The sequence below is a fragment of the Pseudomonas sp. AC463 genome, from assembly GCF_979253585.1.
In genome coordinates this window covers 1-23178 of the sequence record NZ_CEEDDZ010000009.1, presented here as the reverse complement: position 1 = coordinate 23178, position 23178 = coordinate 1, and the positions used below count along the sequence as shown (strand labels likewise).

Genomic DNA, 23178 nt, shown 5'->3' with positions numbered 1-23178 from the left:
TTCTCCGACAGGTACGAGAGGTGAATTCCTCACGCTGACTACGTGGCAAACTCCGTGCATTGAGTTCCCCTGGATGTAACTACTATTTACCGCCCACAAAAAAGCCCGGCAATCGCCGGGCTCTTTTTTACTGCAAGCCGTGCTTAGGCAGTGAAGGTCTTGCCTTCGAACTGCTCAGCCACGAACTTCCAGTTGACCAGGTTCCAGAACGCTTCCACATACTTTGGACGCACGTTGCGGTAGTCGATGTAGTAGGCGTGTTCCCAGACGTCGCAGGTCAGCAGCGGGGTGTCGCCGTTGGTCAGCGGGTTGCCGGCGCCGATGGTGCTGGCCAGGGCCAGGGAACCGTCAGCCTTTTTCACCAGCCAGCCCCAACCGGAACCGAAGGTGCCGACGGACGTCTTGGTGAACTCTTCCTTGAACTTGTCGAACGAACCGAACGAAGCGTTGATCGCCTCAGCCAGTGCGCCGGTCGGTTGACCGCCGGCGTTTGGCGCCAGGCAGTTCCAGTAGAAGGTGTGGTTCCAGACCTGAGCGGCGTTGTTGAAGATGCCGCCCGAAGAGGACTTGACGATCTCTTCCAGGGTCTTGCCTTCGAACTCGGTGCCTGGCACCAGGTTGTTCAGGTTCACGACATAGGTGTTGTGGTGCTTGTCGTGGTGATATTCCAAGGTTTCCTTGGAGATGTGCGGCTGCAGGGCATCGTGTGCGTAGGGCAGCGGCGGCAATTCGAAAGCCATGATGATTCTCCTAATCAGGTCAGTTGCGGTGAGCGCAAGGCCGATCACGGGCGGCCAAACAAGCGCCGGGGAGTTTGTACTCTTTGCGGCGCAGGGGCAGGATCATAGCACCGGGGGTGCGGCAAAACCACGCAACAACTGTGTGGGATAGAGGTTCCAGAGCCTTTTGGAATAAGTTCACGGCGCGCTTATTAATTGGTAGGCCACGCTGAACATCATTACCGCCACCAACAGATCCAACAGGCGCCATGTGGCCGGGCGTGCCAGCCACGGCGCCAGCCATGCCGCCCCCAGCGCCAGGGTAGAAAACCACAGCAGTGATGCGCTGGCGGCGCCGGCCACATAGGCGCCGGGTTCGGTCTGTTGCGCGCCCAGCGAGCCAATCAGCAACACCGTGTCCAGGTACACGTGGGGGTTGAGCAGCGTGACCGCCAAAGCGCTGAGCAACACGGCGCGCAACGAACGCACCTTGAGGTTGCCGCCTTGCTCCAGGCTCTGTTTCGAACACGCCCGACGCAATGCCAGGGTGCCGTACCACAGCAGGAACGCCGCGCCGCCCCAACGCGCAACCGCCAGCAGCAGCGGGTTCTGCGCCAGCACCGTGGCCAGGCCGAATACCCCGGCCGCCACCAGCAAGGCATCACACACCACACACAGCGCCGCCACCGGCAGGTGGTGCTCGCGGCGCAGGCTTTGTGCCAGGACAAAAGCGTTTTGGGTGCCGATTGCCATGATCAGGCCCAGGGCCACCAACAGGCCATTCAGGTAGCTTTGCCACATAGGTTTTACTCCGCGTTGGCCGCCAAGTGGCGCAGCACATCCATGGCGCGCTCGGCATCTGCGCGGCCGACAAACAGGTGGTCGTGGTAATAACCGGCAATCACGTTGCAACTGATACCGGCCTGGCCCAGCGCACTGGCGAAGGCGGCGGTCAGGCCCACGGCTTCCAGGGCCGAATGCACGTTCAAGGTGATCCATGCGGCCACATAGTCGAAGGCCAGGCCCGCCTGCTCTGCCTGTTGGCGCTCGACAATCAGCGTCAGGCCTTCCTGTTCACGAAAGCTGCCGATCACCTCGCAGCCCGGCGGGATGCGGTTGTCGGGCAGGGTGCAGAACACGTAGTCACCGTCGTTGAGCTGCGGGCTCATGCTGCGCAGCAGGGTTGCCAGGGCGGTTTCGCCAGCCATGTGAGGTTCCTTATAAAGAGAGACGCGATGCTGGCTATTCTCATGGGACAGGTTGTATAAGAAAAACCAATATTGCTGATCGCTCATTAGAGAAACTGATGTTCGACTATAAATTGCTCTCCGCCCTCGCGGCGGTGGTGGAACAGGCCGGCTTCGAGCGCGGCGCCCAGGTGCTGGGGCTGTCGCAGTCGGCGATTTCCCAGCGGATCAAACTGCTTGAGGCGCGCATCGGCCAGCCGGTGCTGGTGCGGGCTACACCGCCGACGCCGACGGATATCGGCCGGCGCCTGCTCAACCATGTCCAGCAGGTGCGCTTGCTCGAGCGCGACCTGCAAAGCCAGGTGCCGGCGCTGGACGCTGAAGGCATGCCCGAACGCCTGCGCATCGCGCTGAATGCCGACAGCCTGGCCACTTGGTGGGCCGAGGCGGTCAGCGGGTTTTGTGCCGAGCAGCATTTGCTCCTCGACCTGGTGGTGGAAGACCAGACCGTAGGCCTCAAACGCATGCGCGCCGGTGAAGTCGCCGCCTGCATCTGCGCCAGCGAACGCCCGGTGGCCGGTGCACGCAGCTTGTTGCTCGGCGCCATGCGCTATCGGGCGCTGGCAAGCCCGGCATTTATTGCGCGGCATTTTCCCCAGGGCGTGCGCGCCGACCAACTGGCGCGCACACCCGCGCTGGTGTTCGGCCCGGACGACTTCCTACAGCATCGCTACCTGGCATCGCTGGGTGTGGACGGCGGTTTCGAACACCATTTATGCCCATCGTCCGAAGGCTTTATCCGCCTCACCGAAGCCGGGCTCGGCTGGGGCCTGGTGCCCGAATTGCAGGTGCGCGACCAACTGGAACGCGGCGTACTGGTGGAGTTATTGCCAGATAAGCCCATCGATGTGCCGTTGTACTGGCATCATTGGCGCAGTGGCGGGCAACTGTTGAGCCTGTTGACCGACCACCTGGCCCAGGCGTGCGGCCAATGGTTGGTGCCGTTGGAGTGATGGCGGGCGTCAAGGCAACAGCGATGAAAAACGAAAGTACACGGGGTAATACATGAAAATTCTGGTCACCGGCGCAAGCGGCTTCATCGGCGGGCGCTTTGCGCGTTTCGCCCTGGAGCAAGGCCTCGACGTGCGGGTCAACGGGCGGCGCGCCGAAGGTGTGGAACACCTGGTAAGGCGCGGCGCCGAGTTTATCCAGGGTGATTTGAATGACGCCGACCTGGTGCGCACCCTGTGCCGCGACGTCGAAGCCGTGGTGCATTGCGCTGGCGCCGTGGGGTTGTGGGGCAAGTATCAGGACTTTCACCAGGGCAATGTGCTGGTCACCGAAAACGTCGTCGAAGCCTGCCTCAAGCAGCGGGTCGGGCGCCTGGTGCATTTGTCGTCGCCGTCGATCTACTTCGACGGGCGCGACCACCTGGGGCTGAGCGAAGAGCAAGTGCCCAAGCGCTTCAAGCACCCCTACGCCGCCACCAAGTACCTGGCTGAGCAGAAAGTGTTCGGCGCCCAGGAGTTCGGCCTCGAAGTGCTGGCCCTGCGCCCGCGGTTTGTGACCGGCGCCGGTGACATGAGCATCTTCCCGCGCCTGCTGAAAATGCAGCGCAAGAACCGCCTGGCGATCGTCGGCGATGGCCTCAACAAGGTCGACTTCACCAGTGTGCACAACCTCAACGAAGCCCTGCTGAGCAGTTTGCTCGCCACCGGCTCGGCGTTGGGCAAGGCCTACAACATCAGCAACGGCACGCCGGTGCCGGTGTGGGATGTGGTGAACTATGTGATGCGCCAGATGGAGTTGCCCCAGGTTACGCGGTATCGCTCCTACGGTTTGTCCTACAGCGTGGCTGCGCTGAACGAGGCATTCTGCGCGCTGTGGCCCGGGCGCCCGGAGCCGGCCTTGTCGCGCTTGGGCATGCAGGTGATGAACAAAGATTTCACCCTCGACATCAGCCGGGCCAGGCATTATCTGGACTACGAGCCCAAAGTCAGCCTGTGGACCGCCCTCGACGAGTTCTGCAGTTGGTGGAAGGCCCAGGATCCAGGGCGTCATTAAGCTCACAAGCAGCAACACATCGGGAACCGAATTCAGGGTTCCGGGTCGATCAGTGCGGCGGGGCTGCGGTTTATACTCCCGTCGCTCGGCCTTACAGGTAGCCATCTCACCGATTCAGGGTTTGATTCATGCGTAACGATGCCAACGACGACTTCGACAATGTTCCCAGCCTGCGGGCCGACCAGGGGGACGACGATGATTTCGAGCCGAGCCCTGCCACGTCCGTGCGCTCGCGCACAACCCCGGTGGTCAAGGTCAAGAGCGCCAGTACCGGCCCGTTGTGGGCCTTGGTCGGCGCACTGCTGATCGCCTTCGCCGGCCTGGCCTGGTGGAGTTTCCAGCAGATTTCCCTGATGGGCCAGCAACTGGTCGCCACCCAGGAAAGCTTTGCGCGCATCAGCGAAGAAGCGGCGGGGCGGCTGCAGGACATTTCCGGCAAGGTGGTGGCCAGCCAAGCCAGTGTGAACAACGGCAGCGAAGCGCTGAAGTTGCAGATCAAGCAGTTGGAAACCCAACTGCAGGAGCAGGGCAAGCAGCAAGTCGGCGTGGCCGGCCAGGCCACCGAACTGGACAAGCGCCTGGCGCAGATGACCGCCAGCACCACCGACCTGTCCAACGCCAATACCAAGCTGCAAGGCCAGGTGCAGGCGCTGACCGACGCGGTGGCGACCCTCAAGGCGGCGCAAGGCGATGCCGGCAAGCGCGATAGCGAGATCAAGGAACTGGTTGCCGATGTCGCCGCGCTGAAGAAACAGGGCAACCCGAGCGCGGCCATCGCCCGTATCGAGCAGGACCTGGTGGTGCTCAAGAGCGCCCAGGACAACCAGCCGGCCAACAGCGATGCGCCGACCAATAAAGAGTTCGACGTGTTCCGTATCCAGACCACGCGCAACATCACCACCTTGCAGAGCCAGGTGCAGAGCTTGAGCCAGCAGGTGAATGCGCCGGCCCGGGTTACACCGCTGACTCAATAGTCGGCCCTGGGATCAAATGTGGGAGGGGGCAAGCCCCCTCCCACATTTAAGCTGCGAACAATAGTTAAGAAGGCTGGGTTGCAAAGATTGTCACCACCTTGTGACACTTCCCATCCCCTTCGTTACTTGCCCCTTCCGTGCCCTTGTTTAGACTCCGGTCATCCCACAAAAAATAATAAGGGCCACCCATGACCACGCAACCACTGCCTGCCAGCAGTTGGCTGAATGCACCTGCCCACCACGCCTGGCTTGCCGCCGAAGGCCAGCGCCTGCTGGCATTTGCCAAGGCCTCGCGACTGCCCGATGGCTTTGGCAACCTGGACGATAAAGGCCAGCTACCAACCAATGCCCACGCCGAAACCATGAACACCGCCCGCATGACCCACAGCTTCGCCATGGCTCACGCCCTCGGCCTGCCGGGCTATGCCGATCTGGTCGCGCATGGCGTTGCGGCCCTGAGTAGCCCGCTGCGAGACAGCGAACACGGTGGCTGGTTTGCCGCGCCCCAGGCCGTCGACGGCAATCGTGGCAAGGCCGCTTACCTGCATGCCTTTGTCGCCCTGGCCGCCAGCTCGGCCGTGGTGGCCGGCGCACCGGGCGCGCAAAACCTGTTGAACGACGCCATCCATATCATCGAGCAGTTTTTCTGGAGCGAAGAGGAGGGCGTGATGCTCGAGTCCTTTGCCCAGGACTGGAGCAGCGTCGAAGCCTATCGCGGCGCCAACAGCAATATGCACGCCACCGAAGCCTTCCTCGCGCTGGCGGATGTCACCGGCGATACGCGCTGGCTCGACCGCGCGTTGCGCATTGTCGAGCGCGTGATCCACACCCATGCCGCTGGCAACCAGTTCATGGTGATCGAGCATTTCGACGCCCAGTGGCAACCGCGGCTCGGCTACAACGAAGACAACCCCGCCGACGGCTTCCGCCCGTATGGCATCACCCCCGGCCATGGTTTCGAGTGGGCCCGGCTGGTGCTGCACCTGGAGGCTGCGCGCCTGGAGGCCGGGCTGGTCACGCCGGATTGGCTGCTGATCGACGCCAAGGGCTTGTTCGCCAGCGCCTGCGAATACGCCTGGGCCGTGGATGGCGCCCCCGGCATCGTCTACACCCTGGACTGGAACCACCGCCCGGTGGTGCGCGAGCGCCTGCACTGGACCCATTGCGAAGCCAGCGCGGCGGCCCAGGCCCTGCTCAAACGCACGGGCGAGTTGCATTACGAAACCTGGTACCGGCGCGTCTGGGAGTTCTGCGAAACCCATTTTATCGACCGTACTCACGGCAGCTGGCACCACGAACTCAACCCGCACAACCAACCCAGCAGCACCATCTGGGGTGGCAAGCCGGACCTGTACCATGCCTGGCAAGCGGTATTGCTGCCTGCGCTGCCGTTAGCGCCAAGCATGGCCAGTGCCATCGGGGCTGGGCGCTATGTCACCAAGTGGTGACATTTGTGCATCCCTTTGTTACCTGCGTTTAAAAAATCCATGTTTAAACTCCGTGCAGCGCAAGCTCTAGACTTGCATGCATAACAACAAGAAAAGGTATTCAGATGAACGCGATTAATCGCCTCGCCGTTGCTATTTCCATTGCCTCTTTGTTTCCCCTCAGTGCATTTGCCGCCGACTCGAAAGGTTCGGTTGAAGTTGTGCATTGGTGGACTTCGGGCGGTGAAAAGGCGGCTGTAGATGTACTGAAGGCCCAAGTTGAGAAAGACGGTTTTACCTGGAAAGACGGTGCCGTCGCAGGTGGCGGTGGCGCCACGGCCATGACCGTGCTGAAAAGCCGCGCAGTCGCCGGCAACCCGCCAGGCGTTGCCCAGATCAAAGGCCCGGACATCCAGGAATGGGCTTCCACCGGCCTGCTCGACACCGACGTGCTGAAAGACGTCGCCAAGCAGGAAAAGTGGGATTCCCTCCTCGACAAAAAAGTCTCCGATACCGTGAAGTACGACGGTGATTACGTGGCCGTACCGGTGAACATCCACCGCGTTAACTGGCTGTGGATCAACCCGGAAGTCTTCAAGAAAGCCGGTATCACCAAGAACCCAACTACCCTTGAAGAATTCTACGCCGCCGGCGACAAGCTGAAAAAAGCTGGCTTCATCGCGCTCGCCCACGGTGGCCAGCCTTGGCAGGACAGCACCGTATTCGAAGCCGTGGTTCTGTCGGTGATGGGTGCCGATGGCTACAAGAAAGCCCTGGTCGATCTGGACAACGGCGCGCTGACCGGCCCTGAAATGGTCAAGGCCCTCACCGAGCTGAAGAAAGTCGCGACCTACATGGACGTCGACGGCAAAGGCCAGGACTGGAACCTCGAAGCGGGCAAGGTCATCAACGGCAAGGCCGGCATGCAGATCATGGGTGACTGGGCCAAGTCCGAATGGACTGCCGCCAAGAAAGTCGCCGGCAAGGACTACGAGTGCGTAGCTTTCCCGGGCACCGACAAAGCCTTCACCTACAACATCGACTCCCTGGCGGTGTTCAAGCAGAAAGACGCAGGCACTGCCGCTGGCCAGCAGGACATCGCGAAAATCGTGCTGGGTGAAAACTTCCAGAAAGTCTTCAGCATCAACAAGGGTTCGATCCCTGTGCGTAACGACATGCTGAACAAAATGGACTCGTACGGCTTCGACTCCTGCGCCCAGACCGCCGCCAAGGACTTCCTGGCAGACGCCAAGACCGGCGGCCTGCAGCCAAGCATGGCGCACAACATGGCCACTACGCTGGCGGTGCAAGGCGCGTTCTTTGACGTCGTGACCAACTACATCAACGACCCGAAAGCCGACCCGGCCGACACCGCCAAGAAACTTGGCGCTGCGATCAAGTCTGCCAAGTAACGGTTGACCTTGTGAGGGGGACCCCTAACCCCTCACAAGGCTGTTTCCTGTAGTCCTTTTCCCTGTATTGGATTTCCCCATGAGTTCTGTTGCTGTGTTCAGCAAAGCCTCGCCGTTCGATGCACTGCAGCGCTGGCTACCCAAACTGGTGCTGGCGCCCAGCATGTTCATCGTGTTGGTGGGCTTCTACGGCTACATCCTGTGGACGTTTGTACTCTCGTTCACCACCTCTACGTTCCTGCCGAGCTACAAATGGGCGGGCCTTGCGCAATACGCGCGGTTGTTCGACAACGACCGCTGGTGGGTAGCGAGCAAGAACCTGGCGCTTTTCGGCGGGATGTTTATCGGCATCACGTTGGTTATCGGCGTAACCCTGGCGATCTTCCTCGATCAGAAAATCCGCCGCGAAGGTTTTATCCGCACCATTTACCTGTACCCGATGGCGCTTTCGATGATCGTCACCGGTACCGCCTGGAAATGGCTGCTCAACCCGGGCATGGGCCTGGACAAACTCCTGCGTGACTGGGGCTGGGAAGGTTTCCGCCTGGACTGGCTGATCGACCCGGACCGCGTCGTGTACTGCCTGGTGATCGCCGCTGTATGGCAAGCCTCGGGTTTCATCATGGCAATGTTCCTGGCCGGCCTGCGTGGCGTTGATCAATCGATCGTGCGTGCCGCGCAGATCGATGGCGCCAGCCTGCCGCGTATTTACTGGAGCGTAGTGCTGCCAAGCCTGCGCCCGGTGTTCTTCAGTGCGGTGATGATCCTGGCGCACATTGCGATCAAGAGCTTCGACCTGGTCGCGGCCATGACCGCCGGCGGCCCGGGCTACTCGTCCGACCTGCCCGCGATGTTCATGTACTCGTTCACCTTCAGCCGTGGCCAGATGGGCATGGGTTCGGCCAGTGCAATCCTGATGCTCGGTGCGATCCTCGCGATCATCGTGCCTTACCTCTACTCCGAGCTGAGGACCAAACGTAATGACTAGTCTCGCTAACAAACCGGCGATCAGCCTGAGCCGCATCGCGATCTACGCGGTGCTGATTCTCGCCGTGCTGCTGTACCTGGTGCCGCTGGTGGTGATGCTGCTCACCAGCTTCAAGACCCCGGAAGACATCAGCAACGGCAACCTGCTGAGCTGGCCCACCGTGGTCACCGGCATCGGCTGGGTCAAGGCCTGGGCGACTGTGGACGGCTACTTCTGGAACTCGATCAAGATCACCGTGCCTGCCGTGCTGATCTCCACTGCCATTGGTGCGTTGAACGGCTATGTGCTGTCGTTCTGGCGCTTCAAAGGCTCGCAGCTGTTCTTTGGTTTGCTGCTGTTCGGCTGCTTCCTGCCGTTCCAGACCGTGCTGCTGCCGGCGTCGTTCACCCTCGGCAAGATGGGCCTGGCCAGCACCACCACCGGCCTGGTGTTTGTGCACGTGGTCTACGGCCTGGCCTTCACCACGCTGTTCTTCCGTAACTACTACGTGAGCATTCCGGACGCGCTGATCAAGGCGGCACGCCTGGACGGTGCAGGTTTCTTCACCATCTTCCGTCAGATCATTCTGCCGATGTCGACGCCGATCATCATGGTCTGCCTGATCTGGCAGTTCACCCAGATCTGGAACGACTTCCTGTTTGGTGTGGTGTTCTCCAGCGGCGACTCGCAGCCCATCACGGTGGCGCTGAACAACCTGGTCAACACCAGCACCGGGGCCAAGGAATATAACGTGGATATGGCGGCGGCGATGATCGCCGGGCTGCCGACCCTGCTGGTCTATGTGATCGCAGGCAAGTATTTCGTGCGCGGCCTCACGGCCGGCGCGGTCAAGGGGTAATCATGGCTACGCTTGAACTTCGCAATGTAAACAAGACTTACGGTGCCGGCCTGCCTGACACCTTGAAGAATATCGAGCTGTCGATCAAAGAGGGTGAGTTCCTGATCCTGGTCGGCCCTTCGGGCTGCGGTAAATCTACCTTGATGAACTGCATCGCCGGCCTGGAAACCATCACCGGCGGCGCGATCATGATCGGTGATCAAGACGTGAGCGGCATGAGCCCCAAGGACCGTGACATCGCCATGGTGTTCCAGTCCTACGCGCTGTACCCGACCATGAGCGTGCGCGAGAACATCGAGTTCGGCCTCAAGATCCGCAAGATGCCCCAAGCCGACATCGACGCCGAAGTAGCGCGCGTGGCCAAGCTGCTGCAGATCGAACACCTGCTTAACCGCAAGCCTGGCCAGCTGTCTGGTGGCCAGCAACAGCGTGTGGCCATGGGCCGCGCCCTGGCGCGTCGGCCGAAGATCTACCTGTTCGACGAACCGCTGTCCAACCTCGACGCCAAGCTGCGTGTCGAGATGCGCACCGAAATGAAACTGATGCACCAGCGCCTCAAGACCACCACGGTTTACGTGACCCACGACCAGATCGAAGCGATGACCCTGGGCGACAAAGTGGCGGTGATGAAGGACGGCATTATTCAACAATTCGGTACGCCGAAAGAAATTTACAACAACCCCGCCAACCAGTTTGTGGCAAGCTTTATCGGTTCACCTCCAATGAACTTCGTGCCTCTGCGCCTGCAGCGCAAGGACGGCCGCCTGGTCGCCTTGCTCGACAGCGGCCAGGCCCGTTGTGAGCTGGCGCTGAACGTGAGCGACGCCGGCCTCGAAGACCGCGACGTGATCCTGGGCCTGCGCCCGGAGCAGATCATGTTGGCGACGGGCGAGGGCGACAGTGCATCGAGTATTCGTGCCGAGGTGCAGGTTACCGAACCGACCGGCCCGGACACCCTGGTGTTCGTGCAGCTCAATGACACCAAGGTCTGCTGCCGCCTGGCGCCGGATGTTGCGCCGCAAGTGGGCGAGACCCTGACCCTGCAATTTGATCCAGCCAAGGTATTGCTGTTCGACGCCAAAACCGGCGAGCGCTTGGGCACTGCTGCTTCACTGCCATCACAAGGGCATGCCGATAACGTGGCCCAATTCAAAGGCCGCTGAAGCAGATAAGTTGTTGTTTTAGATAAAAAAAGTAAACCGCGTTAAATAAAAACAGTTTAATAACAATAAAGACGAGGATGTAGGGATGAAAAAGCAACACAACAACACTCGGTTGATCTGCCAACTGTCAGCAGCAGCAGCCCTGGTATTGTCCGCCAATGCGATGGCAGACGATGCATTCAGCTCCAGCTCCAAGTGGATGACTGGCGATTGGGGTGGAGAGCGTACCAAGCTGATCGAGCAAGGTATCGATATCAAGGCTGACTACGTTGGGGAAATGGGCGCCAACCTGCATGGCGGCTACAACGATGACAAAACCGGCCGTTACTCCGACCAGTTCGGGTTGGGCGTAGCACTGGACCTGCAAAAGCTGTGGGGCTGGGACAACACCCAGGCCAAGATCCAGTTGACCAACCGTAATGGCCAGAACATCTCCAACGACCGCATTGGCGACCCGCGTGCCGGCACGCTGAGTTCGTCCATGGAAGTCTACGGCCGTGGCCACATGGTGCGTCTGACCCAGTTCTGGATCCAGCACCAGATGTTCGACAACAAGTTGGACGTCAAACTCGGTTACTTCGGCGAAGGCGAAGACTTCAACACCTTCCCGTGCGACTTCCAGAACCTGTCGTTCTGCGGCTCGCAAGTGGGTAACTACGTAAACACCTGGTACAACTGGCCGGTCAGCCAGGCGGCCATCCGCGTGAAGTACAACATCACGCCTGAGTTGTACGCGCAGATCGGTGCCTACAACCAGAACCCATCGCAGCTGGAGCACGGCAACGGCTTCAAGCTCAGCGGCAGCGGCACCAAGGGCACCGTGATTCCGGTGGAGTTGGTCTGGTCGCCTAAGGTCAATAGCCTGCCGGGCGAATACCGTGTGGGTTACTACAAAAGTGCCGCCGATGCTTCCGACGTACGTGAAGACATCAACGGCAACGACGCGGCCACCACTGGCGCGGCTTACCGCACCCGCAGCAGCAAGAAAGGCTACTGGTTCGTTGCGCAACAGCAACTCACCAGCCACAACGGCGACGCGTCGCGCGGCCTGAACATCGCCGCCAACGCCACCTTCCACGACAAGGAAACCAACCTGGTCGACAACTATCAGTCGCTCATGCTGGTGTACAAAGGCCCATTCGACGCGCGTCCAAAAGACGACATCGGTATCGGTGTGGCGCGCCTGCACGTCAACGATGACGTGAAGAAAAACGCCGAGCTGCTCAACGTCGCCAATGGTGTGAACGACTACGACAACCCGCTGTACACGCCGATCCGTGAGACCGAATACAACGTCGAACTCAACTACGGCATCAAGGTGACCAACTGGCTGACCGTGCGTCCGAACCTGCAATACGTCGTGCAACCTGGCGGCGTGGATAAAGTCGACAACGCATTCGTAGCCGGTTTGAAAATCCAGTCTACGTTCTAACGCTGTTGCGATAAGCTCCTTCTCTCTGTGCGCATTTTGCGGGTAGCCATGGCTACCCGCTTTTTTTGGGGCGCGCTGTGATGATATTCAGGACCGTGGCACATGCATGAGCATCCGCTGCAACGCTTTTTCAAATCCCTGCGCGAACGACCGGTGTTCGCCTGGGAGCGTTTTCAACTGCGCGACGTGTTGGTGATCGACCATCCGCTGTGCCAGGCGGTGTTCAGCCGCCAGGGCGCGCAACTCTTGCATTTCCAGCCCCGTGGCCAGAAACCCTGGCTGTGGTGCGCGGCCAAGTGGCCGCAAGTCGGCGCCATCCGTGGCGGCGTGCCGGTGTGCTGGCCGTGGTATGGCCGTCATCCGAGCGAAAACGCGTGGCCGTCCCATGGCTGGGCGCGGTTGATCGACTGGAAGCTGCTCGACAGCAGCACCGACGACGACGGCGTGCGCCTGCATTGGCAATTGCAGCTGTGCGACTGGCAGGTCGACCTCCACGCCCACCTGGGCGAAACCCTGGAACTGCGCCTGAGCACCGAGCATCAGGACGAGTTGCCGTGCCAGTTGAGCCATGCTTTGCACGCTTACTGGCGTATTGGTCACGTTGACGAGATAGCGCTGTCTGGGCTCGATGGCGCGCAAGGTTATGACCAGCTCAGTCGCCAGGTTTGCCAGCAGGAAGGCGAGCTACGCGTAGATGGCGGCTGCCAGCGGGTGTTCCAGCATGAAGGCGAATTACAGCTCAAGGACCATGCCTGGCAGCGCGAACTGTGCATCGACACTGGTGACAGCGCCGACACCGTGGTGTGGCACCCGGGCAGCCGGCCGTTGCTGGGGGTGAGCTTTAACGAGGCGTCGGGGTTTGTGTGTGTGGAGTCGGCGATGGCGGGGGCGAGTCTGGCGCCGGGGGAGAGGGCGCATTTGAGTTTGCAGGCTCGGGCTGCGGTTTAGCGGTGGGGCTTATGGCCTCATCGGGGGCAAGCCCCCTCCCACAGGGGAATGCATTCCAAATGTGGGAGGGGGCTTGCCCCCGATGAGGCCAGTGAAGCCAACCGACAACCTGGCCTAGTTGAATTCATCCCCCACCGGATACCGGCTGTCATTCAAGCTCTCTTTGATCTTGCGCAAATGCGGCTGGAAATCCACCCCACGGCGCAAGGTCATGCCGGTGGCGAGCACATCCAGCACCGTCAGTTGAATGATCCGCGAGGTCATCGGCATATAGATGTCAGTGTCTTCCGGCAGCGGAATATTCAGGCTCACCGTGCTGGCCTTGGCCAGCGGCGAGTTCTCGGCCGTAACGCCCAGCACCGAGGCACCGTTTTCCCGGGCGATACGCGCCACTTCCACCAGTTCACGGGTACGCCCGGTGTAGGAAATGATCACAAACAGCTCGCCCGTGTGCGCCACCGACGCGATCATGCGTTGCATCAGCACGTCGGCGTGGGCGGTGACCGCCAGGTTGAAGCGGAAAAACTTATGCAGCGCATCCATGGCCACCGGTGCCGAAGCGCCGAGGCCGAAGAAGTGGATCTGCCGCGCCTGGATCAACAAATCCACGGCCTTGCTGATCAGGGCCGGGTCCAGGGCCTGGCAGGCGCTGTCGAGCGACGCGATGGCGCTGCCAAAGATCTTCTGGGTGTAGGCCTCAGGGTTATCATCGGCCTCCACGGCGCGGCTGACGTACGCGGCGCCACTGGCCAGACTTTGCGCCAGCTGCAATTTGAGTTCAGGGTAACCACTGACGCCGAACGAGCGGCAGAAGCGGTTGACCGTCGGTTCACTGACCGAAGCGGCCTGGGCGAGGGCGGCGATGGAGAAGCGGGTCGCCTGCTGCGGGTTGAGCAGGATGACCTCGGCGACTTTTTTCTCGGCCTTGTTCAATTCTTCGAGGCGGTTCCGGATCTGTTCCAGAAGATTTCGCACGCGGTCCATTCAGTCTTTCCTTCGGGCGACGATGCAAATTAAGGGCGGTAGCCAATCGACGAGTGGCGTTTCGCGGTGGCCTATCCTACTGAGGGTAGCTGAACACCACCACTCGGAATGCGTATTTCGGGAAAATGTTGTGGTTATTACTACATTTTTCCTTGAGTGATGCCTTGAAAAAAGGTATTTGTAGCTTAACTTGATAAAAGAACAAACATCATGCCTTCGATAACCGTAGAACCCTGCACCTTTGCCCTGTTTGGCGCCTTGGGTGATCTGGCGCTGCGCAAGTTATTTCCTGCCCTCTATCAACTCGATGGCGCCGGCCTGCTGCACGAAGACACGCGCATCCTGGCCCTGGCCCGTGAAGCCGGTTCCGAGCAACAGCACCTGGCCCATATCGAAAAAGAACTGCGTAAATACGTTGGCAAGGAACTGGACGAAACCATCGCCCAGCGTTTCCTCGCGCGCCTGACCTACGTACACGTCGACTTCATGAAGGCCGACGACTACGTGGCCCTGGCGGAAATCGCCGGCACCGAACAACGCCTGATCGCCTACTTCGCCACCCCGGCGGCGGTGTACGGCGCGATCTGCGAGAACCTGTCCAAGGTCGGCCTGGCGGAAAACACCCGCGTGGTCCTGGAAAAACCCATCGGCTCGGACCTGGAATCCTCGCGCAAGGTCAATGACGCCGTGGCGCAGTTTTTCCCGGAAAACCGCACCTACCGCATCGACCACTACCTGGGCAAAGAAACCGTCCAGAACCTGATTGCGCTGCGTTTCGCCAACAGCCTGTTCGAAACCCAGTGGAACCAGCATTACATCTCCCACGTGGAAATCACCGTGGCCGAGCAGGTCGGCATCGAAGGCCGTTGGGGTTACTTCGACAAGGCCGGCCAGCTACGGGACATGATCCAGAACCACCTGCTGCAACTGCTTTGCCTGATCGCCATGGACCCGCCGGCCGACTTGTCGGCCGACAGCATTCGTGACGAAAAGGTAAAAGTGCTCAAGGCCCTGGCGCCGATCAGCCCGGACGGCCTGACCACCCAGGTAGTGCGCGGCCAGTACATCGCCGGCTACAGCGCGGGCAAAGCGGTGCCGGGTTACCTGGAAGAAGAGAATTCCAACACCCAGAGCGACACCGAAACCTTCGTCGCGCTGCGGGCCGATATCCGCAACTGGCGTTGGGCCGGGGTGCCGTTCTACCTGCGCACCGGCAAGCGCATGCCGCAAAAGCTGTCGCAGATCGTGATCCACTTCAAGGAACCGTCCCACTACATCTTCGCCCCCGAGCAGCGCCTGCAGATCAGCAACAAACTGATCATCCGCCTGCAGCCGGACGAAGGTATTTCCTTGCGCGTGATGACCAAGGAGCAGGGCCTGGACAAGGGCATGCAACTGCGCAGCGGGCCACTGCAACTGAATTTTTCCGACACCTACCGCAGCGCACGCATCCCGGATGCCTACGAGCGGTTGTTGCTGGAAGTGATGCGCGGCAATCAGAACCTGTTTGTTCGCAAAGATGAAATCGAAGCTGCGTGGAAGTGGTGTGACCAGTTGATCGCCGGGTGGAAAAAATCCGGTGATGCGCCCAAGCCGTATGCGGCGGGGTCCTGGGGGCCGATGAGCTCGATTGCACTGATCACGCGGGATGGGAGGTCGTGGTATGGCGATATCTGAATTGAAACTGCCTCAGGGTGTAACCGCCCATGAGTACCGCACCCCGGTGCTGCTGGCCGAAGGCCTGGCGCTGGACGTGGCCGAACAATTGCGCGCGGCCATCAGTGCGCGTGGCGAGGCGACGCTGGTGGTGTCCGGTGGCCGCAGCCCGGTGGCGTTTTTCCAGCACCTGGCCAAGCAGGGGCTGGACTGGTCCAAAGTCACCATCACCCTCGCCGACGAGCGCTGGGTGCCGGTGGAACACGCCGACAGCAATGCCGGCCTGTTGAAGCAGCACCTGTTGCAGGGCCCGGCCGCCAAGGCGAAATTCTTGAGCCTCTACAGCGCCGCCGCCAACCTTGAAGACGCTGCCGAGCAGGCCGATCGCCTGCTGGGCGAACTGCCAGGCATTGATGTGCTGGTATTGGGCATGGGCGATGACGGCCACACCGCGTCGCTGTTCCCCAACAGCCCGAACCTTGCTGAAGCCCTGCAGGCCGACGGTACCCGCCGTTGCTGGCCGATGCTGGCGCCGACCGTGCCGCACCAGCGCCTGACAATGAGTCGCGCGTTGCTGGCCACGGCCACCTACACCGTGCTGTCGATTTCCGGCAGTTCGAAATTGACCACCTTGAGCGCCGCGCTGGCCAGTGACGACGTTGCTGCCATGCCGATTCGCGCGTTTTTGCAACCTACATTAGAGATTTACTGGTGCCCATGAGCCAAGGATCAGCCGCTATGAAAAGCCCTCAACCGACCGTGTCCATGGCGGATAAAGTTGCCCTGATCGACAGCCTCTGTGCCAAGGCGCGGATCCTGCCGGTGATCACCATCGCCCGCGAACAGGACATCCTGCCGCTGGCGGATGCCCTGGCAGCCGGTGGTTTGACCGCCTTGGAAGTGACCCTGCGTTCGGAGTTCGGCCTCAAGGCCATTCAGGTACTGCGCGAGCAACGCCCTGAACTGTGCACCGGTGCCGGCACCGTGCTCGACCGCCATATGCTCGAAGCCGCCGAAGTGGCCGGCTCGCAGTTCATCGTCACCCCGGGCATTACCCGCGACCTGCTGGAAGCCTCGGTGCACAGCCCGATCCCGCTGCTGCCGGGCATCAGCAATGCCTCGGGCATCATGGAAGGCTATGGCCTGGGGTACCGGCGCTTCAAGCTGTTCCCGGCTGAAGTCAGCGGCGGCGTGGCGGCCATCAAGGCATTGGGCGGCCCGTTCGGCGAAGTGAAATTCTGCCCGACCGGCGGCGTTGGCCCGGCCAACATCAAAAACTACATGGCGTTGAAAAACGTGATGTGCGTGGGCGGTAGCTGGATGCTCGACCCGGAGTGGGTCAAGAACGGCGACTGGGCGCGCATCCAGGAAGTCACTGCACAGGCGCTGGCGCTGCTGGATTGATCTGATTTACCGAATCGTTGTTGCTGTGCTTAACGGCATTTTTGCGGTGCACTTGGTCGGTGTACCGCTTTTTTTTGCCTGCAAAAAACCTCGAAACCAACATGGGGGCAAATGTGGGAGGGGGCTTGCCCCCGATGAGGGAGTGTCAGTGTATGAATCTGTAGCTGACCCACCGATATCGGGGGCAAGCCCCCTCCCACATTTTTAATCGGTGCTCAGTTCGGTAATGGCGTTGACCAGTACATTGATGTCTTCGGCCGACGTCACCAACCCCGGCGTCACCCGAATGCACGTGCCAAACGCCGCCCCGGTGCGCGTGGTGGCAAACAGGTCGTAGTCCTTGAGCAACCGATCCACCATCACCTGCTGGTCCCGCCCGACAAACTTGAACGCGGTAATCCCGCAATACAAACGCGGATCATCCGGCGTCAGCACCTCGATCCCCGGCAACGGCCGCACCTGGCTTACCCACAGGTCCCGCAGGTAATTGACCCGCGCGCCCTTGGCCGCCGCGCCCCCCAGTGCCTGGTGTTCTTGCAGCACCAGCGGCAAGGTCATCAAGGCTGGAAAATTCGGTGTGCTGTAGGGCGTACGCGCGCGCACGTCGGTGGCGGGGTAGTGGAACTCGCCCATGTCCGGGTCGATGTCGGCCAGGCGCTCCGGGGCGATGTACAGAAAGCCCAGGGTCAGCGGCGCGCCGATCCATTTGTGCAGGTTGAAGCCGGCGAACGGGATGCCCAGCTCGGCGAGGTTGAACTCGATCTGGCCCAGGGCATGGGCGCCGTCGAGGATCACGTCCACGCCATGCTCACGCGCGGCCTTGGCGATGGCTTCCACCGGCATCACCAGGCCGGTGCGATGGGTCACGTGGGTGAGCGCCATCAGCTTGAGGCGCGGGTGCTGTGTGAACGCATCGCGATAGGTCTGCAGCAGGCTGTCGAAACTGGCCGGGTGGGCGTGGGAGATTTCGACGACTTCAACGCCACGGTAGCTCGCCAGCCAGCGCATCGCGCCTTTGACCGTGTCGTACTCCAGGTCGCTGATCAGCACCTGGTCGCCCGGTTGCAGGCGGTTGTAGTTGCGGATCAGCGATTGCAAGGCTTCGGTGGCGTTGCGGGTGAAGGCCACAGCCTCGGCCGATGCGTCGACCAGCCCAGCGAGTTGACTGCGGATCTGGTCATTCTCACCACGCTCGAAACGCTGGCGCACATGCAACGCGTTGCTGCGGTTGATAAACGCCACGTGCTCCAGGTACTGCGCCTGCACCTCGCGGCTCATGCGCCCGAAGTAGCCGTTTTCCAGGTTGATCGGGCCAGGCTCCAGGTCATAGCGTTGGGCGATGGCGTGCCAGTGATGTTCGTTGTTCGCATTCCGTGGCATGGCGAGGCTCTTTAATGGCGTGGGGCAGGTTTGCCGTGTTTGGCGCGCAACGGTTCCAGCAGTTCGGCCAGGCCGTTGCTGTCGATCTCCTGCATCAGGGCCAGCAAACCGCCCAACTCGCCGTGGGGGAAACCTTCGCGGGCGAACCAGTTCAGGTACGGGCCGGGCAGGTCGGCGATGATCCGACCCTTGTATTTGCCGAAGGGCATTTGCCGGGTGATCAGCAGTTCGAGTTTTTCGGGGTTCATGGGCTTCTGGGGTTTGAGTCGAGACCTTGGAAAATACAGGCATTCTGCATGAAGGCCAAATGACAGATCATGCAAATAACGTACATACAGATGGTTCAATACTTTTCAAGTTATTGAAATATAAGGGAAAAGTAATTTTCAGAAACCTGGCACGGCGGCTGCAATCATTAAGACAACCTTCTTAAACCCGCACAAGGAATCAGAAAATGACTGACATCAATAAAGAATCGATCTCCGTACTGAACGACCTGATCGAGACCAGCAAAGACGGCCAGAAAGGTTTTGCTACTTGTGCTGAAGACATCAAGCACCCTGAGCTGAAAGCGCTGTTCGTCAAACGCTCCGCTGACTGCGCTTCTGCCGCCGCCGAGCTGCAAACCGCCGTGCGTGCCCTGGGTGGCGATCCGGAAGAGTCCGGCAGCGTTGCCGGCGCACTGCACCGTGGCTGGGTCGACGTGAAGTCGCTGGTCACCGGTAAAGACGAAGAGGCCGTGCTGAACGAAGCCGAGCGCGGTGAAGACCACGCACTGAAGGCTTACAAAGAAGCGATCGAGAAGATCAACAAGCACAACCTGCTGGGCATTCGTGACCTGGTTGAGCGTCAGTACCACGGCGCCCAACGCAACCACGATCAGGTGAAAGCCCTGCGTAACCAGGCTCGCGCGCAGTCGTAAGACTCGCTGAGTAACAAATGTGGGAGGGGGCTTGCCCCCGATTGCGGAGTGTCAGTCACTGTATTGGGTGACTGGCACACTGCTATCGGGGGCAAGCCCCCTCCCACATTTGTATGGTGTTGAACCTGGAAGTGCGGTCAGCCGATGCTGATCGGCGGCAATTCGGTCAGGGTCACGACCTGCTGCTTGCGCGGTGCGAGGATTTCCGCTTCGCCGTCCACCACCAGCTCATCGCGCTGGTTGAACACACGGGTGGCGATGCGCACGCGAAACTTAGGCAGCTTCTCGAGAATTTCCAGGCGTACGGTCAGGGTGTCGCCGATCTTCACCGGCTTCTGGAAGCTCATCTGCTGGCCGATATAGATGGTGCCCGGCCCAGGCAGCTCGCAGGCCACGGCGGCACTGATCAACGCGCCGCTGAACATGCCGTGGGCGATACGCTCCTTGAACATGGTTGCCTTGGCATATTCGGCGTCCAGGTGCACCGGGTTGTGGTCGCCGGACATGGCGGCGAACAGCTGGATATCGCGCTCTTCTACAAGCTTGCTGTAGCTGGCGGTCTGGCCGACTTCGAGGGCTTCGTACGGGGTGTTGGTTACCTGGGTCATCTAAAGGTGCATCCTGTGGCTAATCGGTAATTTTAAACGGCTGACTTTAAAACAACAGCTATTCGCAGCGAGCCGGTCTGCGCAAGGTCAGGGCCTGGTCGAGCCACTTCAGCACATCGGCTGTGACTTCTTCGCGATTGGTTTCATTGAACACTTCATGACGCGCCTGCGGGTAGATATTCAGTTGCAGGTGCTGGCAGCCGGCTTCACGCAGGGCGTGGGCCAGGCTGTTGAGACGCTTGCCCTCACTCACCGGATCACATTCGCCGCCGATCACCAGGATCGGCAGGCCCGGGTCGATCTGCGCGAGATTGGACGCTTTGCTGATTTGCTGCAAGCCGCCGAGCAGGTCGACCCACAGCTGGTTGGTGCAGCGAAAGCCGCAGAGCGGGTCGTTGATGTACTGGTCGACCTCGACCGGGTCGCGGCTGAGCCAGTCGAACGCCGTGCGGTTGGGCTTGAACGCCTTGTTGAACGAGCCAAACGAAAGAAAGTCGATCAGCGCACTGCGCCCGCGCACGCCCTGGCGCGCTCGCTCGATACGCGCAATCACCCGCGCCGCGCGGTACAGCGCCACCGGCTGGAAATTCGAACCGCTGAGAATCGCCGCATCCAGGCTGGCGCTGTGGTGCAGCAGGTAGGCCTGGGCAATATAGCTGCCCATGCTGTGGCCCAGCAGGATGATCGGCAGCCCCGGCTGCTGCTGGCCGATGTGCTGGTTGAGGCTGGCCAGGTCGCCGACCACTTTGTTCCAGCCATCTTTTTCGGCGAACAGACCCAAAGTGCCCTCGTCGGCGGTGCGGCCATGGCCCCGCTGGTCCAGCGCATATAAGGCGTAGCCGGCGTCGCACAGGGCCTGGGCCAGGCGCGCGTAGCGACCGCTGTGCTCGGCCATGCCATGGGACAGCATCACCACGGCCCTGGGCGCGGCGTCGGGCAACCATTGGTTGACGTGCAGGCGGCTGCGGTCATTCGCGGTCAGCCAGAAGGTGCGGTGGTTCATGGCGGTTCCTTTGCTCAAATGCTGCTCGGAGTCGTTGCAGTGTATCGCTCATCGGTCGAGAGGCGGGGTATCTGCCTACACGTTAGCCGCAAGATTCATACAATCAATGACACGATTTAGCGTATTTGCCTGTTTGGCCATAGCTGCTAACGTCCCCAAAGCTCCGCTTTTTATCGGCGGCCGGACACACTCAGGTAAGAGGACAAGAATAATGCAACCTGATTTCTGGAATGACAAACGCGCGGCGGGCGTTCCCAATGACATCGATCTTGCGGCCTACAAGTCGGTGATCGAGGTCTTCGAGCGTTCCTGCAAGGCTTTTGCCGACCGTCCGGCATTCAGCAACATGGGCATCACCCTGACCTACGCCGAGCTTGAGCGCCAAAGTGCGGCGTTCGCCGGCTACCTGCAACAGCACACCGACCTCAAGCCCGGCGAACGCATCGCCGTGCAGATGCCCAACGTGCTGCATTACCCGATTGCCGTGTTCGGCGCATTGCGCGCCGGGCTGATCGTGGTCAACACCAACCCGCTGTACACCCCGCGCGAGATGCGCCACCAGTTCAAGGACGCCGGTGTGCGGGCGCTGGTCTACCTCAACCTGTTCGGTTCGCGGGTGCAGGAAGTGTGCACCGACACCGAAATCGACTACTTGATCGAAGCCAAGATGGGCGACTTCATGCCCGCCGCCAAGGGCTGGCTGGTCAACACCCTGGTCGACAAGGTGAAGAAGATGGTCCCGGCCTACAACCTGCCGCGCGCGGTATCGTTCAAGCGCGCCCTGCGCATGGGCGCGGGCCTGGGCGTGACGCGCCACCCGGTGAGCCTGGACGACATCGCCGTGCTGCAATACACCGGCGGCACCACCGGCCTGGCCAAGGGCGCGATGCTCACCCACGGCAACCTGGTGGCCAACATGCAACAGGTGCGCGCCTGCATGTCCCAGATCGGCGAGGACGGCCACCCGCTGATCAAGGAAGGGCAGGAGGTGATGATTGCGCCGCTGCCGCTTTACCACATCTATGCCTTCACCGCGAATTGCATGTGCATGATGGTCTCCGGCAACCACAACGTGCTGATTACTAACCCACGGGACATCGGTGGGTTTATCAAGGAACTGAAAAAGTGGCGCTTTACCGGGCTGCTGGGGCTTAACACGCTGTTTGTGGCGCTGATGGACCACCCCGATTTCAAGAGCCTGGATTTCTCCCACCTGAAACTCACCAACTCCGGCGGCACGGCGCTGATCAAGGCCACCGCCGAACGCTGGGAGCAGCTCACCGGCTGCGCGATCGGCGAGGGCTATGGCCTGACGGAAACCTCACCGGTGGCCAGCACCAACCCCTACGGCAACAAATCGCGCCTGGGCACCGTGGGCATCCCGGTACCCGCCACCGCCATGAAGGTGATTGATGACGAAGGCGTCGAACTGCCCTTGGGCGAGCGCGGCGAACTGTGCATCAAGGGCCCGCAGGTGATGAAGGGTTACTGGCAGCAACCGGCCGCTACCGCCGAGGCGCTGGACGCTGAAGGGTGGCTGAAGACCGGTGACATCGCAGTGATAGACGAGGATGGCTTTGTGCGCATCGTGGATCGCAAGAAGGATCTGATCATCGTCTCGGGCTTCAACGTGTACCCCAACGAAATCGAAGACGTGGTGATGGCGCACCCGGCGGTGGCCAACTGCGCCGTGATCGGCGTGCCGGACGAGCGCACGGGGGAGGCGGTGAAGCTATTTGTGGTGGCACGTGCCGAGGGCGTCAGCCTTGAGGAGTTGAAGAGCTACTGCAAGGCCAACTTCACCGGCTACAAGGTGCCCAAGCAGATCGTGTTGCGCGATTCGCTGCCGATGACGCCAGTGGGCAAGATCCTGCGGCGGGAGCTGCGCGACATCGCTTGAATTGAAATGCAGTAAAAAATGTGGGAGGGGGCTTGCCCCCGATTGCAGTGGGTCAGTCAACACATACAGTGACTGATACACCGCCATCGGGGTGTAGAACCGTAGACATCGTTTACATCTGAAACCGGGGACATCGTTTACACATTTGAGGCCTGGACGCGGGTCATAC

The 23178-nt window shown here is 60.8% G+C and carries 23 protein-coding genes; 15 read left to right on the top strand and 8 right to left on the bottom strand.

Going from position 1 to position 23178, the window contains the following annotated elements; translation table 11 throughout:
• Positions 1-143: 143 nt before the first annotated feature.
• The 3 genes from AC0IYH_RS12945 to AC0IYH_RS12935 all read right to left on the bottom strand — a co-directional run bounded on the left by AC0IYH_RS12945 (position 144) and on the right by AC0IYH_RS12935 (position 1927).
• Complete coding sequence (locus AC0IYH_RS12945) at positions 144-740, bottom strand: Fe-Mn family superoxide dismutase (protein WP_116628620.1); 597 nt, start codon at positions 738-740, stop codon at positions 144-146.
• 177 nt (positions 741-917) lie between these two features.
• The gene (locus tag AC0IYH_RS12940; RefSeq protein ID WP_122772521.1) at positions 918-1520 is read right to left on the bottom strand and encodes a LysE/ArgO family amino acid transporter; all 603 of its coding nucleotides are present in this window, start codon (positions 1518-1520) and stop codon (positions 918-920) included.
• Positions 1521-1525: 5 nt separating this feature from the next.
• On the bottom strand, positions 1526-1927 hold the full coding sequence (locus AC0IYH_RS12935; RefSeq protein WP_122772520.1) for an ACT domain-containing protein: 402 nt from the start codon (positions 1925-1927) through the stop codon (positions 1526-1528).
• Between the two features lie 98 nt (positions 1928-2025).
• Here AC0IYH_RS12935 and AC0IYH_RS12930 point away from each other — a divergent pair, with 98 nt between their 5' ends.
• The 10 genes from AC0IYH_RS12930 to AC0IYH_RS12885 all read left to right on the top strand — a co-directional run bounded on the left by AC0IYH_RS12930 (position 2026) and on the right by AC0IYH_RS12885 (position 13152).
• Complete coding sequence (locus AC0IYH_RS12930; protein WP_116628617.1) at positions 2026-2919, top strand: LysR family transcriptional regulator ArgP; 894 nt, start codon at positions 2026-2028, stop codon at positions 2917-2919.
• 52 nt (positions 2920-2971) lie between these two features.
• Positions 2972-3970 carry an NAD-dependent epimerase/dehydratase family protein gene (locus AC0IYH_RS12925; protein WP_471834662.1) on the top strand — a complete coding sequence of 333 codons (999 nt, stop codon included), beginning with the start codon at positions 2972-2974 and terminating at the stop codon, positions 3968-3970.
• 128 nt (positions 3971-4098) lie between these two features.
• The gene (locus AC0IYH_RS12920) at positions 4099-4944 is read left to right on the top strand and encodes a coiled-coil domain-containing protein (protein WP_116628615.1); all 846 of its coding nucleotides are present in this window, start codon (positions 4099-4101) and stop codon (positions 4942-4944) included.
• A gap of 188 nt (positions 4945-5132) precedes the next feature.
• Positions 5133-6392, top strand: coding sequence for a D-mannose isomerase (locus tag AC0IYH_RS12915; RefSeq protein WP_116628614.1), 1260 nt, complete (start codon positions 5133-5135; stop codon positions 6390-6392).
• Positions 6393-6496: 104 nt separating this feature from the next.
• Positions 6497-7783, top strand: a complete 1287-nt coding sequence (locus AC0IYH_RS12910) for an ABC transporter substrate-binding protein (protein WP_116628613.1) — start codon at positions 6497-6499, stop codon at positions 7781-7783.
• Between the two features lie 79 nt (positions 7784-7862).
• A complete protein-coding gene (locus AC0IYH_RS12905; RefSeq protein ID WP_017139183.1) occupies positions 7863-8771 on the top strand; it encodes a carbohydrate ABC transporter permease in 909 nt (302 codons plus the stop codon).
• On the top strand, positions 8764-9609 hold the full coding sequence (locus AC0IYH_RS12900) for a carbohydrate ABC transporter permease (RefSeq protein WP_122772517.1): 846 nt from the start codon (positions 8764-8766) through the stop codon (positions 9607-9609). The genes AC0IYH_RS12905 and AC0IYH_RS12900 overlap by 8 nt, the downstream gene beginning before the upstream one ends.
• Before the next feature lie 2 nt (positions 9610-9611).
• Positions 9612-10772 (top strand): ABC transporter ATP-binding protein, encoded by a 1161-nt coding sequence (locus tag AC0IYH_RS12895; RefSeq protein ID WP_101272686.1) that lies wholly within the window; start codon positions 9612-9614, stop codon positions 10770-10772.
• An 85-nt stretch (positions 10773-10857) separates the two neighbouring features.
• On the top strand, positions 10858-12204 hold the full coding sequence (locus AC0IYH_RS12890; protein ID WP_471834659.1) for a carbohydrate porin: 1347 nt from the start codon (positions 10858-10860) through the stop codon (positions 12202-12204).
• 102 nt (positions 12205-12306) lie between these two features.
• On the top strand, positions 12307-13152 hold the full coding sequence (locus tag AC0IYH_RS12885; protein ID WP_471834657.1) for a D-hexose-6-phosphate mutarotase: 846 nt from the start codon (positions 12307-12309) through the stop codon (positions 13150-13152).
• Positions 13153-13266: 114 nt separating this feature from the next.
• Here the strand turns inward: AC0IYH_RS12885 and AC0IYH_RS12880 are convergent, their stop codons facing one another.
• Positions 13267-14127, bottom strand: coding sequence for a MurR/RpiR family transcriptional regulator (locus AC0IYH_RS12880; RefSeq protein ID WP_170039859.1), 861 nt, complete (start codon positions 14125-14127; stop codon positions 13267-13269).
• A gap of 219 nt (positions 14128-14346) precedes the next feature.
• On the opposite strand from AC0IYH_RS12880, the gene zwf reads away from it, so the two are divergent.
• From zwf to AC0IYH_RS12865, 3 genes are read left to right on the top strand one after another with little or no spacing between them, the layout of a single operon-like run.
• Positions 14347-15813, top strand: a complete 1467-nt coding sequence (gene zwf / locus AC0IYH_RS12875; RefSeq protein ID WP_116628609.1) for a glucose-6-phosphate dehydrogenase — start codon at positions 14347-14349, stop codon at positions 15811-15813.
• Positions 15800-16513 (top strand): 6-phosphogluconolactonase, encoded by a 714-nt coding sequence (gene pgl, locus AC0IYH_RS12870; RefSeq protein ID WP_116628608.1) that lies wholly within the window; start codon positions 15800-15802, stop codon positions 16511-16513. Before zwf ends, pgl begins: the two co-directional genes overlap by 14 nt.
• Positions 16514-16530: 17 nt before the next feature.
• The gene (locus tag AC0IYH_RS12865; RefSeq protein ID WP_026013852.1) at positions 16531-17196 is read left to right on the top strand and encodes a bifunctional 4-hydroxy-2-oxoglutarate aldolase/2-dehydro-3-deoxy-phosphogluconate aldolase; all 666 of its coding nucleotides are present in this window, start codon (positions 16531-16533) and stop codon (positions 17194-17196) included.
• Between the two features lie 204 nt (positions 17197-17400).
• On the opposite strand, the gene AC0IYH_RS12860 is transcribed toward AC0IYH_RS12865, so the two are convergent.
• Together AC0IYH_RS12860 and AC0IYH_RS12855 are read right to left on the bottom strand one after the other, a co-directional pair.
• Positions 17401-18576 (bottom strand): aminotransferase class V-fold PLP-dependent enzyme, encoded by a 1176-nt coding sequence (locus tag AC0IYH_RS12860; protein ID WP_471834655.1) that lies wholly within the window; start codon positions 18574-18576, stop codon positions 17401-17403.
• 11 nt (positions 18577-18587) lie between these two features.
• Positions 18588-18824 (bottom strand): DUF3820 family protein, encoded by a 237-nt coding sequence (locus tag AC0IYH_RS12855; RefSeq protein WP_017735664.1) that lies wholly within the window; start codon positions 18822-18824, stop codon positions 18588-18590.
• Between the two features lie 206 nt (positions 18825-19030).
• On the opposite strand from AC0IYH_RS12855, the gene AC0IYH_RS12850 reads away from it, so the two are divergent.
• Positions 19031-19498, top strand: coding sequence for a ferritin-like domain-containing protein (locus AC0IYH_RS12850; RefSeq protein ID WP_116628606.1), 468 nt, complete (start codon positions 19031-19033; stop codon positions 19496-19498).
• A gap of 137 nt (positions 19499-19635) precedes the next feature.
• Here the strand turns inward: AC0IYH_RS12850 and AC0IYH_RS12845 are convergent, their stop codons facing one another.
• The gene (locus AC0IYH_RS12845; protein WP_010208208.1) at positions 19636-20106 is read right to left on the bottom strand and encodes a MaoC family dehydratase; all 471 of its coding nucleotides are present in this window, start codon (positions 20104-20106) and stop codon (positions 19636-19638) included.
• A 58-nt stretch (positions 20107-20164) separates the two neighbouring features.
• The gene (locus AC0IYH_RS12840) at positions 20165-21109 is read right to left on the bottom strand and encodes an alpha/beta hydrolase (protein ID WP_116628605.1); all 945 of its coding nucleotides are present in this window, start codon (positions 21107-21109) and stop codon (positions 20165-20167) included.
• 211 nt (positions 21110-21320) lie between these two features.
• Between AC0IYH_RS12840 and fadD2 the strand changes: the two genes are divergently transcribed.
• Complete coding sequence (fadD2, locus tag AC0IYH_RS12835) at positions 21321-23009, top strand: long-chain-fatty-acid--CoA ligase FadD2 (RefSeq protein WP_471834653.1); 1689 nt, start codon at positions 21321-21323, stop codon at positions 23007-23009.
• Positions 23010-23178: the final 169 nt, after the last annotated feature.

What these genes read in the sequence shown, in the direction of transcription:
- AC0IYH_RS12945 (WP_116628620.1), bottom strand. Translation starts at nt 740, where the DNA reads ATGGCTTTCGAATTGCCGCCGCTGCCCTACGCACACGATGCCCTGCAG.
- AC0IYH_RS12940 (WP_122772521.1), bottom strand. Translation starts at nt 1,520, where the DNA reads ATGTGGCAAAGCTACCTGAATGGCCTGTTGGTGGCCCTGGGCCTGATC.
- AC0IYH_RS12935 (WP_122772520.1), bottom strand. Translation starts at nt 1,927, where the DNA reads ATGGCTGGCGAAACCGCCCTGGCAACCCTGCTGCGCAGCATGAGCCCG.
- AC0IYH_RS12930 (WP_116628617.1), top strand. Translation starts at nt 2,026, where the DNA reads ATGTTCGACTATAAATTGCTCTCCGCCCTCGCGGCGGTGGTGGAACAG.
- AC0IYH_RS12925 (WP_471834662.1), top strand. Translation starts at nt 2,972, where the DNA reads ATGAAAATTCTGGTCACCGGCGCAAGCGGCTTCATCGGCGGGCGCTTT.
- AC0IYH_RS12920 (WP_116628615.1), top strand. Translation starts at nt 4,099, where the DNA reads ATGCGTAACGATGCCAACGACGACTTCGACAATGTTCCCAGCCTGCGG.
- AC0IYH_RS12915 (WP_116628614.1), top strand. Translation starts at nt 5,133, where the DNA reads ATGACCACGCAACCACTGCCTGCCAGCAGTTGGCTGAATGCACCTGCC.
- AC0IYH_RS12910 (WP_116628613.1), top strand. Translation starts at nt 6,497, where the DNA reads ATGAACGCGATTAATCGCCTCGCCGTTGCTATTTCCATTGCCTCTTTG.
- AC0IYH_RS12905 (WP_017139183.1), top strand. Translation starts at nt 7,863, where the DNA reads ATGAGTTCTGTTGCTGTGTTCAGCAAAGCCTCGCCGTTCGATGCACTG.
- AC0IYH_RS12900 (WP_122772517.1), top strand. Translation starts at nt 8,764, where the DNA reads ATGACTAGTCTCGCTAACAAACCGGCGATCAGCCTGAGCCGCATCGCG.
- AC0IYH_RS12895 (WP_101272686.1), top strand. Translation starts at nt 9,612, where the DNA reads ATGGCTACGCTTGAACTTCGCAATGTAAACAAGACTTACGGTGCCGGC.
- AC0IYH_RS12890 (WP_471834659.1), top strand. Translation starts at nt 10,858, where the DNA reads ATGAAAAAGCAACACAACAACACTCGGTTGATCTGCCAACTGTCAGCA.
- AC0IYH_RS12885 (WP_471834657.1), top strand. Translation starts at nt 12,307, where the DNA reads ATGCATGAGCATCCGCTGCAACGCTTTTTCAAATCCCTGCGCGAACGA.
- zwf (WP_116628609.1), top strand. Translation starts at nt 14,347, where the DNA reads ATGCCTTCGATAACCGTAGAACCCTGCACCTTTGCCCTGTTTGGCGCC.
- pgl (WP_116628608.1), top strand. Translation starts at nt 15,800, where the DNA reads ATGGCGATATCTGAATTGAAACTGCCTCAGGGTGTAACCGCCCATGAG.
- AC0IYH_RS12865 (WP_026013852.1), top strand. Translation starts at nt 16,531, where the DNA reads ATGAAAAGCCCTCAACCGACCGTGTCCATGGCGGATAAAGTTGCCCTG.
- AC0IYH_RS12860 (WP_471834655.1), bottom strand. Translation starts at nt 18,576, where the DNA reads ATGCCACGGAATGCGAACAACGAACATCACTGGCACGCCATCGCCCAA.
- AC0IYH_RS12855 (WP_017735664.1), bottom strand. Translation starts at nt 18,824, where the DNA reads ATGAACCCCGAAAAACTCGAACTGCTGATCACCCGGCAAATGCCCTTC.
- AC0IYH_RS12850 (WP_116628606.1), top strand. Translation starts at nt 19,031, where the DNA reads ATGACTGACATCAATAAAGAATCGATCTCCGTACTGAACGACCTGATC.
- AC0IYH_RS12845 (WP_010208208.1), bottom strand. Translation starts at nt 20,106, where the DNA reads ATGACCCAGGTAACCAACACCCCGTACGAAGCCCTCGAAGTCGGCCAG.
- AC0IYH_RS12840 (WP_116628605.1), bottom strand. Translation starts at nt 21,109, where the DNA reads ATGAACCACCGCACCTTCTGGCTGACCGCGAATGACCGCAGCCGCCTG.
- fadD2 (WP_471834653.1), top strand. Translation starts at nt 21,321, where the DNA reads ATGCAACCTGATTTCTGGAATGACAAACGCGCGGCGGGCGTTCCCAAT.